This is a genomic window from Kribbella sp. NPDC049584 (genome assembly GCF_040675555.1).
Classification (GTDB): Bacteria; Actinomycetota; Actinomycetes; order Propionibacteriales; family Kribbellaceae; genus Kribbella.
Genome location: NZ_JBFAPF010000012.1, coordinates 35,386 through 47,282 on the forward strand (window position 1 = coordinate 35,386; position 11,897 = coordinate 47,282).

At 68.6% G+C, this 11,897-nt stretch carries 13 protein-coding genes; 8 read left to right on the forward strand and 5 right to left on the reverse strand.

The genetic code is table 11. The annotated features are described in order from the left end of the window. Positions 1-21 precede the first annotated feature (21 nt). The gene (locus tag AB0J62_RS32685) at positions 22-588 is read right to left on the reverse strand and encodes a methylated-DNA--[protein]-cysteine S-methyltransferase (protein WP_363879375.1); all 567 of its coding nucleotides are present in this window, start codon (positions 586-588) and stop codon (positions 22-24) included. Further along, positions 581-1,075, reverse strand: a complete 495-nt coding sequence (locus AB0J62_RS32690; protein ID WP_363879378.1) for a sigma-70 family RNA polymerase sigma factor — start codon at positions 1,073-1,075, stop codon at positions 581-583. The genes AB0J62_RS32685 and AB0J62_RS32690 overlap by 8 nt, the downstream gene beginning before the upstream one ends. A gap of 311 nt (positions 1,076-1,386) precedes the next feature. On the opposite strand from AB0J62_RS32690, the gene AB0J62_RS32695 reads away from it, so the two are divergent. The 5 genes from AB0J62_RS32695 to AB0J62_RS32715 are packed head-to-tail and all read left to right on the forward strand — an operon-like array spanning position 1,387 to position 5,824. Then, complete coding sequence (locus AB0J62_RS32695) at positions 1,387-1,929, forward strand: flavin reductase family protein (protein WP_363879381.1); 543 nt, start codon at positions 1,387-1,389, stop codon at positions 1,927-1,929. Further along, positions 1,922-2,965 carry an ABC transporter substrate-binding protein gene (locus AB0J62_RS32700; protein ID WP_363879384.1) on the forward strand — a complete coding sequence of 348 codons (1,044 nt, stop codon included), beginning with the start codon at positions 1,922-1,924 and terminating at the stop codon, positions 2,963-2,965. Before AB0J62_RS32695 ends, AB0J62_RS32700 begins: the two co-directional genes overlap by 8 nt. Beyond that, on the forward strand, positions 2,962-3,801 hold the full coding sequence (locus AB0J62_RS32705) for an ABC transporter permease (protein WP_363879387.1): 840 nt from the start codon (positions 2,962-2,964) through the stop codon (positions 3,799-3,801). The genes AB0J62_RS32700 and AB0J62_RS32705 overlap by 4 nt, the downstream gene beginning before the upstream one ends. Further along, the gene (locus AB0J62_RS32710) at positions 3,777-4,490 is read left to right on the forward strand and encodes an ABC transporter ATP-binding protein (RefSeq protein ID WP_363879390.1); all 714 of its coding nucleotides are present in this window, start codon (positions 3,777-3,779) and stop codon (positions 4,488-4,490) included. Before AB0J62_RS32705 ends, AB0J62_RS32710 begins: the two co-directional genes overlap by 25 nt. Then, positions 4,487-5,824: an LLM class flavin-dependent oxidoreductase gene (locus AB0J62_RS32715; protein ID WP_363879393.1), complete on the forward strand. Its 1,338-nt coding sequence runs from the start codon at positions 4,487-4,489 to the stop codon at positions 5,822-5,824. Before AB0J62_RS32710 ends, AB0J62_RS32715 begins: the two co-directional genes overlap by 4 nt. A gap of 139 nt (positions 5,825-5,963) precedes the next feature. Here the strand turns inward: AB0J62_RS32715 and AB0J62_RS32720 are convergent, their stop codons facing one another. Then, entirely contained in the window at positions 5,964-6,941 is a 978-nt protein-coding gene (locus tag AB0J62_RS32720) for a zinc-binding alcohol dehydrogenase family protein (RefSeq protein WP_363879397.1), read from the reverse strand. A gap of 203 nt (positions 6,942-7,144) precedes the next feature. Here AB0J62_RS32720 and AB0J62_RS32725 point away from each other — a divergent pair, with 203 nt between their 5' ends. The 3 genes from AB0J62_RS32725 to AB0J62_RS32735 all read left to right on the forward strand — a co-directional run bounded on the left by AB0J62_RS32725 (position 7,145) and on the right by AB0J62_RS32735 (position 9,653). After that, a complete protein-coding gene (locus tag AB0J62_RS32725; protein ID WP_363879400.1) occupies positions 7,145-7,969 on the forward strand; it encodes a glycerophosphodiester phosphodiesterase family protein in 825 nt (274 codons plus the stop codon). Between the two features lie 240 nt (positions 7,970-8,209). After that, the gene (locus AB0J62_RS32730) at positions 8,210-8,626 is read left to right on the forward strand and encodes an ATP-binding protein (RefSeq protein WP_363879403.1); all 417 of its coding nucleotides are present in this window, start codon (positions 8,210-8,212) and stop codon (positions 8,624-8,626) included. 58 nt (positions 8,627-8,684) lie between these two features. Further along, positions 8,685-9,653, forward strand: coding sequence for a DUF5926 family protein (locus AB0J62_RS32735; protein ID WP_363879406.1), 969 nt, complete (start codon positions 8,685-8,687; stop codon positions 9,651-9,653). 253 nt (positions 9,654-9,906) lie between these two features. Here the strand turns inward: AB0J62_RS32735 and AB0J62_RS32740 are convergent, their stop codons facing one another. Together AB0J62_RS32740 and AB0J62_RS32745 are read right to left on the reverse strand one after the other, a co-directional pair. Then, positions 9,907-11,124 carry an arginine deiminase gene (locus tag AB0J62_RS32740; RefSeq protein WP_363879409.1) on the reverse strand — a complete coding sequence of 406 codons (1,218 nt, stop codon included), beginning with the start codon at positions 11,122-11,124 and terminating at the stop codon, positions 9,907-9,909. Positions 11,125-11,215: 91 nt separating this feature from the next. After that, positions 11,216-11,803: a dihydrofolate reductase family protein gene (locus AB0J62_RS32745; protein WP_363879412.1), complete on the reverse strand. Its 588-nt coding sequence runs from the start codon at positions 11,801-11,803 to the stop codon at positions 11,216-11,218. Positions 11,804-11,897 lie beyond the last annotated feature (94 nt).

The following is an 11,897-nucleotide window of genomic DNA, read 5'->3' on the forward strand; positions in this document are numbered from 1 at the left end:
TTCCGGGCAATTCCGGAAAACTCAGCTTTTTGCTTCGAGATTCAGCAAGAATCGTTTTGCGTCCAGCCCGCCGGCGTACCCCGTGAGGGCCCCGTTCGCGCCCACGACCCGGTGGCACGGCACGACGACGCAGACCGGGTTCGCGCCCAGCGCCGTACCGACCGCGCGGGCCGCCTTGGGCTTGTCGATGTCGGCGGCAACGGTTCCGTACGTCGTCGTCGCGCCGTACGACGTGTGCGTCGGCAGGTCCGTGAGGACGAGCCGCTGGAACGGTGTCGCCAGCGCGAGATCCACCTCCAGGTCGAAGGTCTGACGAGTGCCGGCGAGGTATTCGTCCAGCTGTCGTCGTACGTCGTCCAGCGGGCGGGCCTGCCGGAGTACGCGCGGAGACACGGCCCGGGCGAGGCGGGTGGTCATGGTCTCCTCGTCGCCGAACGAGCTGGCGACGACGCGGCCGTGCGCGATCGCCAGCAGCATCGTCCCGATTGGGGTGTCGTGCAGCGTGTAGGCGACGTCCGCGTCGGGAAGAACGGGTGGTTTTGGGTCAGGCATGGTGAGCCGGGTCAGCCGGCTCTCGAGATCAGTCATCTTCTACTCCGAGTTTGCTGCGCAGGGTCGCGAGCGCGTCGCTGACGAGCCGGCGCGATGCGGCGGGCGTGGTGTCCAGAGCGGCGGCCACGCCGTGGTGGTCCAGGTCGCCGACGTACTTGAGCGTGATCGCGAAGCGTTGCCGCTCCGGGAGTTCGTTGACCGCCCGCCAGAGATCGGGATCCGGCCACGCGGCGGCGTCCGGGCCCTCGACCACCACCGGCGGCGCCTCCTCCAGTGGGCGCTGCGGTTTCCGCGCCCGGTGTACGTCGGTCGCGCACCGGGCCGTGATGGTGAGGAGCCAGCTGCGCAGGTTCTTCGCCGACGTCAGCGCGGGGTACGCCGCGTACGCCTTCTCCCAGGCGCGCTGCGCCGCGTCGTCGCCGTCCACCGGCCCGGCCATCGCCCGCGCCAGCCGGGCGACGTCCCGCCAGTGCGCGTCGATCAGCGCCTGGAACGGCGGCAGCTCGACCTTCTCCCGAGTCATCACGACAGTAGAACGCACAGACCGGGCCGCGTGTGAGGGTGCTGGAGCATAACGCCTGCTCCCACGCCGCGCCCGTCGTCCGGATCACGAGATTGTCTAGTTAGCCGATAGACAATGGTGCGAAGATAGCTGACATGACGACGACACTCCTCACCCGCCGTCGCGTCATCGATCTGCTGCGGACGGCGAGCGCCACCTGTCGGTGACGCGCGTGTTCTGACTCGCCTGCACGGGGCCGTTCTGAACCGGCCTCCAACCTCTCGCCCGGTCATTGCCGCCGGTCGTCCCTGCCCCGATTCCGAGGGAGAGACATGTCTTTGCCTGCCCTGAATCGTCCTGCCCTGTCCGTCGTACCCGACCATGCCGAAGAGCGCGTGGTGGACGCCGATGTCTACCGCACCGTCTTCCGTCGCCACGCCGCCGGTGTCGTGGTGATCACCGCAGACGCCGGTCACGGCCCGGCCGGCTTCACCGCGACCTCGCTGGTCTCGATCAGCCTGCTGCCGCCGCTGGTGTCGTTCGCGATCGCCACCAGCGCATCCAGCTGGCCGACCGTGAGTACGGCGAACAGCCTGGTGATCAACTTCCTGTCCGCCGACCAGCACGCGATCGCCGGCCGGTTCGCGACCAGCGGGATCGACCGGTTCGCCGAGCCGACCCGCTGGTCCCGGCTGGTGACCGGCGAGCCGGTCCTCGACGAGGCGCCGAGCTATCTGCGCGCCCAGGTCGAGCACCGCTTCGCCGTCGGCGACCACTACCTGGTCGTCGCGCGCCTTGCCACCCATACCGAACGACGTGAACACGAGCCGCTGCTCTACCACGACGGCCACTACGCGAAAGCCAACCATGTCTAGAAAACGCCTGTACGCCGCCCTTGCCCTTCTCGCTCTGGTCACCGGCTGCAGCGGGAACGCCGCCGCCGACGGAGGCGCCAAGCTCTCGCTGGATGCCGCCTTGCCTACCACGGTCCCCGACGGTACGAAGATCGTCGTCGGCGACCCCACGACCGAGGTCGCGCTCAAGCTGTCCGGTCAGTACGACAAGGTCTCGAAGTACGTGCAGTTCGCGAACCTGAGCGGCGGTCCGCAGACCACCGAGGCGTTCCGGGCGCATGCTCTGGATGTCGGCTCGGTGGCCGAGATCCCGCCGATCCACGCGACCTGGACCGGGCTGCACGTGAAGATCGTCGCCTCGAAGTTCCGCAAGGACCCGCTGAACCACCCGATCTACCAGCTGGGCATCGCGCCGGGGACGACGGTGAAGACGCTGTCCGATCTGCGCGGCAAGAAGATCGCCTACAGCCCCGGCCAGGCGCAGGGCGCGCTGGTGCTGAAGGTGCTGCAGAAGGCCGGTCTGACGAAGGAAGACGTAAAGCTGGTCGAGCTGCCGAGCACCGGTGACGTCTACGTGAACGCACTGGCCGCGAAGCAGGTCGAGGTCGCCCCGATCGGCGGCGTGCAGATCAAGCGGTACCTCGCGAAGTACGGCAAGGACGGCGCGACGACGATCCCGCACGGGATCCGCGACGACGCCGGCCACCTGTACGTGCCGACGGAGTCGCTCGAGGACAGCGGCAAGGCGGCCGCGATCCGTGCGTACGTCGCCGCGTGGGCCGTCGCGCAGATCTGGATCGACACCCACCCCAAGGAATGGATCCAGGGGTACTACGTGAAGGACCAGGGGCTGACCGAGTCCGACGGCCAATGGCTGGTCGACAACGCCGGTCACCCGGACATCAGCGCCGACTGGAGTGACGCGATCCAGCGCCAGCAGGCCACCATCGAGCTGCTCGCCAAGGAGACCGGCAACAAGGTGATCCAGGCCAAGGACCTGTACGACCTGCGGTTCCAGGCCGTCGCCGCGGACGCGATCAAGGCAGGTGCCAAATGAGCGCGACGACCCTCCCCGGGCTGCGGTCCCGCGAGGCGGCCGCGCGTCCCGTCGTACGACGTCGCCGGCTCGGGCTGGGCAAGCCGATCAGGTTCGGGTCCGCGATCGGACCGGTGCTGCTGCTGGCGATCTGGAGCATCGGATCGGCCACCGGTTGGATCGACCAACGAGTCCTGTCCGCGCCGTGGACGGTCGTGACCACGGCCGGTGAGCTGATCGCGGACGGCCGGCTGCAGTCGAACCTGTGGACGTCCGCCCAGCGAGCGCTGATCGGACTCGCTCTCGGGATCGTGCTCGGCGTCGTACTGGCGCTGATCTCCGGGCTGTCCCGCCTCGGCGAGGCCGTCCTCGACGGACCGATCCAGATCAAGCGGGCGATCCCGTCGCTGGCACTGCTGCCGCTGCTGATCCTCTGGCTGGGCATCGGCGAGTCGATGAAGGTCGTCACGATCCTGCTGGGGGTGTTCATCCCGATCTACATCCACACCCACAACGGCCTGCGCACGATCGACAGCCGGTACGTCGAGCTCGCGCAGACGGTCGGGCTGTCCCAGTGGGAGTTCATCCGGCGCGTGGTGCTGCCGGGTGCGCTGCCCGGGTTCCTGCTCGGTCTGCGGTTCGCGGTGACCGGCGCGTGGCTGTCGCTGGTCGTCGTCGAGCAGATCAACTCGACCAGCGGCATCGGTTACATGATGGAACTGGCCCGCACGTACGGACAGACCGACATCATCATCGTCGGCCTCGTCGTGTACGGCGCCCTGGGCCTGCTCTCCGACGCCGTCGTCCGGCTGATCCAGAGGAGGGCCCTGTCATGGCGCCGAACGCTAGCCTCGTAAGCACGGTCCAGGTCCGCGAGCTGGTCCGCCGGTACGACGACCGCGCAGTGCTCGACGGGTTGGATCTGGATATCGCGCCGGGCGAATTCGTTGCCCTGTTGGGAAAGAGCGGCTCCGGGAAGAGCACGCTGTTGCGGGCGCTGGCCGGGCTGGACTACGACGTCGACGGGTCCGGTGAGCTCGCCGTACCGGAGAACGTCTCGGTCGTGTTCCAGGACTCGCGGTTGTTGCCGTGGGCAAGGGTGCTCGACAACGTCGTACTCGGGCTGAGCGGTGCCGACGATCGCGGTCTGCGCAGCTTGGACGAGGTCGGGCTGGCGGGTCGCGAGCAGGCCTGGCCGAACGAGCTGTCCGGTGGTGAGCAGCAGCGCGTCGCGTTGGCGCGGTCGTTGGTGCGGGAGCCGGAGCTGCTGCTCGCGGACGAGCCGTTCGGGGCGCTGGATGCGCTGACCCGGTTGAAGATGCACGTGTTGCTGCGGAAGTTGTGCGCCGCGCATCAGCCCGCCGTACTGCTCGTCACCCACGATGTCGACGAGGCGATCGTGCTGGCCGATCGGGTGATTGTGCTCGATACCGGCCGGATCGTCGCCGAGGAGACGATCTCGTTGCCCGCGCCGCGGAGTGCGGCCGATCCAGGATTCGCCGCGGTCCGGTCGCGGCTTCTCGACGCCTTGGGAGTTTCGGTATGACCAGACAGCTGCATTTGAACGCGTTCCTGATGAGCACCGGGCACCACGAGGCGTCGTGGCGGCTGCCGGAGAGCGACCCGTTCGCCAACACGTCGGTGGCGCACTACCAGGCTCTGGCGCAACTGGCCGAGCGCGGGAAGTTCGACTCGATCTTCTTCGCGGATTCGCCGGTGCTGATCGGTACGGTCGGACGGCGGCCGGCGGGTTCGCTGGAGCCGACCGTGCTGCTCACCGCGATCGCGGCCGTGACGTCGCGGATCGGGCTGATCGCGACGGCGTCGACGACGTACAACGAGCCGTACAACCTGGCCCGCCGGTTCGCCAGCGTGGACCACGTGAGCGGTGGGCGTGCGGGCTGGAACGTGGTGACGACGGCCGGTCCGGATGCCGCGCTCAACTTCAACCTCGCGGACCAGCCGGCGCATGCGGAACGGTACGAGCGGGCGGCGGAGTTCCTCGAGGTCGCGTACAAGCTGTGGGACTCGTGGCAGGACGATGCCGCCATCGCGGACAAGTCTTCCGGTGTGTGGGCAGTGGACGACCGCGTGGTGCCGATCGATCACGTCGGACGGCATTTCCAGGTCCGCGGGCCGCTGAACCTGCCGCGGTCGCCGCAGGGGCATCCGCTGATCGTTCAGGCCGGGTCGTCCGAGGACGGCAAGGGCCTGGCGGCGCGGTACGCCGAGGCGGTGTTCACCGCGCAGCAGACGCTGGAGGACGCGCAGGACTTCTACCGCGACCTCAAGGCACGCACAGCCGCTCTCGGGCGGGATCCCTCGGGCGTGAAGATTCTGCCCGGGATCGTGCCGGTAATCGGCTCGACGGTCGCTGAGGCGGAGCGGCTGGAGCATCAGCTGGATTCATTGATCCGTCCCGAGTACGCGCGGCTGCAGTTGGCGAAGACGCTCAAGGTGGCGCCCGAGGATCTGCCGTTCGATCAGCAATTGCCCGCCGACCTTCCGGACGAGGACGAGATCGAGGGCGCGAAGAGCCGCTACACGCTGATCGTGACCCTGGCCCGCCGCGAGAAGCTGACCGTCCGCGAGTTGATCGGCCGGCTGGGCGGTGGACGCGGCCACCGAACCTTCACCGGTACACCCGAGCAGGTCGCAGACGCCATCCAGCACTGGTTCGAGGCAGGCGCAGCCGACGGCTTCAACATCATGCCCCCGGTCCTCCCATCCGGCCTCCAGACCTTCGTGGACGAGGTAATCCCCATCCTCCAGTCCCGAGGCCTCTTCCGAACCGACTACACCGGCAAAACCCTCCGCGACCATTACGGCCTGCCGCGGCCAGCCGGCCGCACCGCTGCTCTGGCGGAGGCAACCGCCTGAACCCGCTGGGGCTGGGCCCGCCAGGTGGCCGGCCCAGCACCAGCGCCATCCGGATCCCCACGCCATCACAATCGCCCCGCGGTCGAGCTCGCCCACGGCAGCCGCCCCGACGCCGCGCAGTGCGATGGCGTACAGATCCTCAGTCCACCCGTACGACGAGCTTTCCGACGGCGGCGCCGTCTTGCATGAGGCGGTGCGCCTCGGCGATCTCGTCGATGGTGAAGACTCGGTCGATGCGGATCGGGAGTTTGCCGGCCGCGACGAGGTCGACGTACCGCTGGAAGGCGGCGGCGGGCAGGTCGGAGCTCTCGCCGCCGTAGGCCGTGAGCCGGACGCCGTTCGGGAGGTAGTCCATCGGGTAGAAGTCCGGGATCGTCCAGTTGTCGCTGAGCATTCCGGTGAAACACACCGTGCCGTGGATCGCGGTCGCTTTCAGGGTGTCCGGCAGGACATTCGTGCCGACGAGTTCGAGTGCCGCGTGAACGCCGTCGGGGAGAATCTCCCGGACCTTTTCCGCGACGTTGCCGTCGTCAACGATCGGATGATCGACTCCGAGTTCGCGAAGAACATCGAGCCGTTGCGGATTCCGCGTTGTCGAGAAGACGGTCAGCCCGTGTTCCTTCGCGAGGACGGCGGCCGCGACACCGACGGACGACGTACCGCCGCGAACCAGCAACGACTGCCCCGGCTCGATCGCGAGGCCGGTGTAGAGCGAGCCGTGGGCCGTCTGGAGCATCTCCGGCAGCGCGCCGAGCGTGGCCCAGTCGAGGTCGGTCGTCACCGGGATGACCGCCGACGCCGGTACGACGGTGTACTCCGCGTACCCGCCGTCGAACTCGCGGCCCATCCCGCCCATCATCGCGACCACCTGCTGCCCCGGCGCGAACTCCCCGCCCGGCGCCGCGTCGACCGTCCCGGCCGCCTCGATCCCGGGGATCACCGGGAACCGCGCGTTGGTCGCGAAGCCCGCGCGGAGGTGGTACTCGGACCGGTTCAGCCCGAACGCCTCGACCTTGATCCGCACCCACCCGGCCCGCGGCTCCGGCACCGCGACCCGTCGTACCCGCATCTCCTCCGGCTCGACCGGCCCCTCCAGCACCACCGCCCGCATGTCCATGCCGTGAGGGTATGTCTCGTGCTCCCACGCCTACTGCGCGGCGCTCGGCACGGCACCTCGCCGCACGGGAGCAAAGGCCACGATGCTCCGCATCGAGTCCTCCGCTCCCGCGCGCCGATGCACCGCACCGAGCACCTGCTCGCGACGGCGTGGGAGCACGAGACATACCCGATCCTCTCCCACCGTGTGAAAGAGTTTCTTTCATGCGGAAGCTCCCGCGCGTCGTAGCCCATCGCGGCGCCAGTGAAGTCGATCCGGAACACACCCTCGCGGCGTACCAGCGGGCGATCGAGATCGGCGCGGACGGACTCGAGTGCGACGTGCGGCTGACCGCCGACGGGCATCTCGTCTGCGTCCACGACCGCCGGATCGATCGCACCTCGAACGGCCGCGGCGTGCTGTCCACAATGAGCCTCGAAGAGCTGGAGTCGTACGACTGGGGTTCGTGGAAGCGCCCGTGGGCCGACCTCGACGAGGAAGCCGAGCTGCCCGGCCTCGACGTACGGAAGGTGCTCACGCTCGACAGGCTGCTCGCGACCGTCCGGGACGCCGGCCGCCCGGTGGAGCTGGCCATCGAGACCAAGCACCCGACCCGGTACGCCGGACTCGTCGAACGCCGCCTGATCGAGGCGCTGGACCGCTACGGCTGGGCCCGTCCGAAGCTCGGAACGGAGTCGCCGGTCCGGGTGATGAGCTTCTCCTGGCTGTCCCTGCGCCGGATGCGTACGGCGGCGCCCGGCCTGCGCACGGTCCTGCTGATGGACCGCATTCCGCTCCGTTTCCGTGACGGCTCGCTACCGACCGGGGTCTCGTACGCCGGTCCGAGCCTGGAGATCGTCACCGCCCACCCGGAGTACGTCGACCGCGCCCACAAGCACGGGCACCAGGTGCACGTGTGGACGGTGAACGCCGAGGAAGACCTGCGCCGCTGCCGCGAGCTCGGGGTCGACGTGGTGATCAGCGACCGCCCGGACGTCGCCCTGAGGGTCCTCGCGGAACCTCCGGAAGAGGTAGGACGTCGTAGGTAGGCTCTCGGTTTGTGACACTTCCGAACGATTTTGTGTGGCATGTGTCACGTGGTCTGGATACGTAGTGAGACGAATGCGGGCGGTTATTGCAACGTTCAATTCTGTCGATTTCGTTACGGTTTCTTGTGGTTTAGACGGGATCTCCGGCGGCCTATGTAACGGAATACCTGCGGGTGTTTTCCAGGGCCGGATCGTGGGCAGAAGTCCCTGTGGCTGAACCCATCATCGAGGAGACCCTGCTTGTCCTCTGCGACCCTGCCCGCCGACGTTAGCGTCGTGGACGTCGTACTGCCGCATGAAGTGTCCGCGGTAGCGGACGCCCGTCGCCGTCTGGCCGCCTACCTGAAGCGCTACCGGGTCACCGATTCCGCTCGTGACGACGCGCAATTGGTGCTGTCCGAGCTGCTGTCGAACGCGATCCGGTACGCACCGCCGTTGCCGGCCGGAGAGGTCCGTGCGGCCTGGTGGATCGACCGGGCAGGAATCCACGTCGAGGTCACCGACGGTCGCGGGGACACCGAACCGCAGCGGATCAACGACACCCACCCGGAGTCGGTCGGCGGCCGCGGGCTGGCGATCGTCGACATGCTGACGTCCGGCTGGGACGTCCGCACCGCCGCCCACCACCGCACGGTCCACGCAGTCGTCCCCGGCTAGCCCCTCTGCCGGAAGCGGGTTGGCTCTGGGGCGCTGTTGGCTGCAAGACTGCGGAGTTATGGGAAAGAAGTCGCGGCAGCGCGCTAAGAACACGACGACTGTCACTCTGGATCCGGCCGACCTGGTGGACGTCGGCCCGCGCGAGCCTTGCCCGTGCGGTTCGGGCAAGCGGTTCAAGCAGTGCCACGGCAAGGACCTGGCCCAGGCCGCGGACGCGTTCGTGGTGCGGCCGTTCGAAGGCCTGCCGGCAGAGTGTGACCTGATCGCGTTCCGCGAGATCGTCCCTTCCGGCACCGTCGAGGTCGAGCTGACCGGTGACAACGCAGGTAAGAAGATCAACCTCGTCACGCTGCTCCCGATGGCGATGCCGGGGCTGGTGCGCGACGACGAGACGATCTGGATCGGCCTGCAGACGCACGCGTCGTCGGGCGACCCGAGCCGCGACCTCGGTCACGCGATCACCGCCGCGTTGCACACCGAGCCGGGCAACCCGATCCGGGTCGGCGACCTGATGAAGGACGGCCCGCGGCTGCAGGATCTGATCGACACCTCGAAGCCGCTCGAGGTCAAGGTGCACGAGGGCTTCGACTACTGGGTCGGTGAGAACGTGGAGGACCCGACCGGCGAGGTCGCCGCCGGCCTGGAGCGTGCGAACGCCGCGGCAGCTCCGACGGTTCGGCTGGAGTCGGTCGAGGCGGCGTACTGGACGCAGATCGGCGACCGCATCTACCTGCGCTGGGTCATGCCGCACACCGAGGACACCCTGCTGGACGCGCTGGCCCGCCTGCACGCAGCGGGTTCGTCCGCGCTGATCGACGGCAGCCGGTTGATCGGTTCGTTCCGTGCCCTCGGCGTACTCGCACCGGTCTGGGAGCTCCCGGCCGGCACCGAGGCAGCCGACGTCGAGAAGCCGGCCGCCGACTTCGCGACCGCGCTCGAGAAGGCGCTGGCCACCGAGGCACCGCTCACCACCGAGGAGCGAGCTGCCCGAGCCGGCCTTGCCAGCCGTCAGCTCACCATTCGCTGACCGAAACGACGAACGCCCGGCTGAGTCCTTCAGCCGGGCGTTTCGCTTACTCACAGTGGTCTAGGCCGCGATGTTGATCCTTGGCCTAGGAACGTGGACGGCCCAAGTCCTGCTGACGGGGGAGCAACAGGGCCTGGGCCTAGACAGGAAGAGTACTCACGAAGGTCCTCCGCCACAAGCCCCGATCTCACTCCGCGTGTCGTAGGGCTCACGTGGCGGCCTGTAGCGCTCATGTCGCGGCCGGAGCGAGCGCTCAGGCGGTCGCCGGCGCCCGGAGTACGGGGCACGACATGCACCGCGGTCCGCCTCGGCCGGAGCCGAGTTCCGAGCCGGAGATCCGGATGACCTCGATCCCGGATTCCTCGAGACGCGCATTGGTCTCGACGGTCCGCTCGTACGCGATGCAGACCCGCGGAGCGAGGGCGAGAGTGTTGTTCCCGTCGTCCCACTGCTCCCGCTCGGCCGTCACCGGGTCCAGGCCGGTGTCGATGCGCCGGAGCGTGTCGATGCCCAGCGCCTTCGCAGCCGCTACCAAGAACGGCTCGGGCTCCGCGATGTGCAGCTGGTCGCCGTCGGTGGTGACAGCGAGCGCCCGCATCTCCTCCGCCATGTTCGGATACATCAGCACGGCGTCCGTGTCGACCATCGTGCACACGGTGTCCAGGTGCATCGTGGCGCGCTGCTGAGCGATCGGTACGGCGAGAACGGTGTGCGCCAGGCCCTTCGAGAACACACGTCGCGCCAGCCGCTCCACCCCGGCCGGCGTGGTCCGCTCCCCGACCCCGACCGCGAGTACGCCGGGACCGAGCGCGAGCACGTCACCGCCCTCGACATGTTCCAGCTGGTGGTCGTAGACCTTGTCCGCGCCGGCGAACCGCGGGTGGAACGTGTAGATCAACTCGGTCAGCTGCGTCTCGCGCATCCGGGCCGGCATCGCCAGCGACGTGACTGCCACCGAGTCCCGGATCCAGACGCTCGAGTCGCGGGTGAAGAGCAGGTTCGGCAGTGGGTCGATGAGGAAGTCCTCATGCGCGAGCAGCGACGTCACGAGCCCGCCAGCCCGGACCTCGTCGTTCCGTACGCCGGCCATCAGCGCCTCGGCTAATCCGGCCGGGTCGAGCTCGCCGAGCGATGCCTGCAGGTAGTCGCGCAGGGTGTCGCCGAGCCGCAGGTCCTCGGTCGCGCCGGCGACCGCCTGGGCCCGGGCCGCCGGATCGGCGAGCGACTCGGTCAGCAGCTCGCCGAGGTACAGCACCTCGACGTCGCGGTCCCGGAGCGCCTGGGCGAACGCATCGTGCTCGTCCTGGGCCCGTCCGACCCAGGGGATGCCGTCGAACAGCAGCTTGTCGTTGTTGCGCGGGGTGAGTCGGCGGAGCTCGTTCCCGGGGCGGTGCAGCATCACGGTCCGGAGCGCACCGACCTCACTGTCGACGCCGTACGCCTTACCGCTGTGCTGCTGCGCCTCGGTCATCCCGTCCACCCTTCAGTCCGCCGTGACCCACCACGCTACGGCAGTCCAGCTAATCTGTCTGATTGTCCGACAATATCCCACGACGCTGGGGTTAGCGAACGCGGTCGTAGAGGAGGCAGAGGGCGCCGGACTCGGTGGGGGTGGAGTCGGTGAGTTTCCAGGAGGTGGCGGGGAGGCCGTCCTCGAACAGGCGGGCGCCGCCGCCGACGAGCTCGGGGTCGAGGGTGATGCTCAGCCGGTCGACCTCGTCGGCGGCCAGCAGGGCCTGGATCACGCTGCTGCTGGCCAGCACGATGATGTCGCCGCCTTCCTGGGCGCGCAGTTCCTTGACCACATCCGCCGGCTCGCCGTCCGCGATCCGGGAGTTCTGCCACGGCGTTTCGGTCATCGTCGTCGAGAACACCACCTTCTCGGTCTCGTTCAGCCAGCGCGAGAAGGCCCGGTCCTGCGGCGCCGCGTTCTCGTCGTCGGCCACCGCCGGCCAGAAGCCGCCGAAGCCCTGGTAGTTCTTGCGGCCGAGCAGCACCGTCGTGGCCGGCTCGGTCACCCGGATCATGTGGTCGCGGGCACCCTCGGTGATCGCGTGGGGGACGATCCAGCTCATGTCGTAGTCGCCGCCTGCGCCGTTCACCCGTCCGTCGAGCGAGAGTGAGATGTTGGCGGTCACTGTGCGGGTCATTTCGGTACCTCTTTCGGTTTCGGTCCGGTGTGCCTGACACCAGAAATCCTGCCGCCGCAGGGACCCGGGAACATCTGCCACCTGGCCGATATCC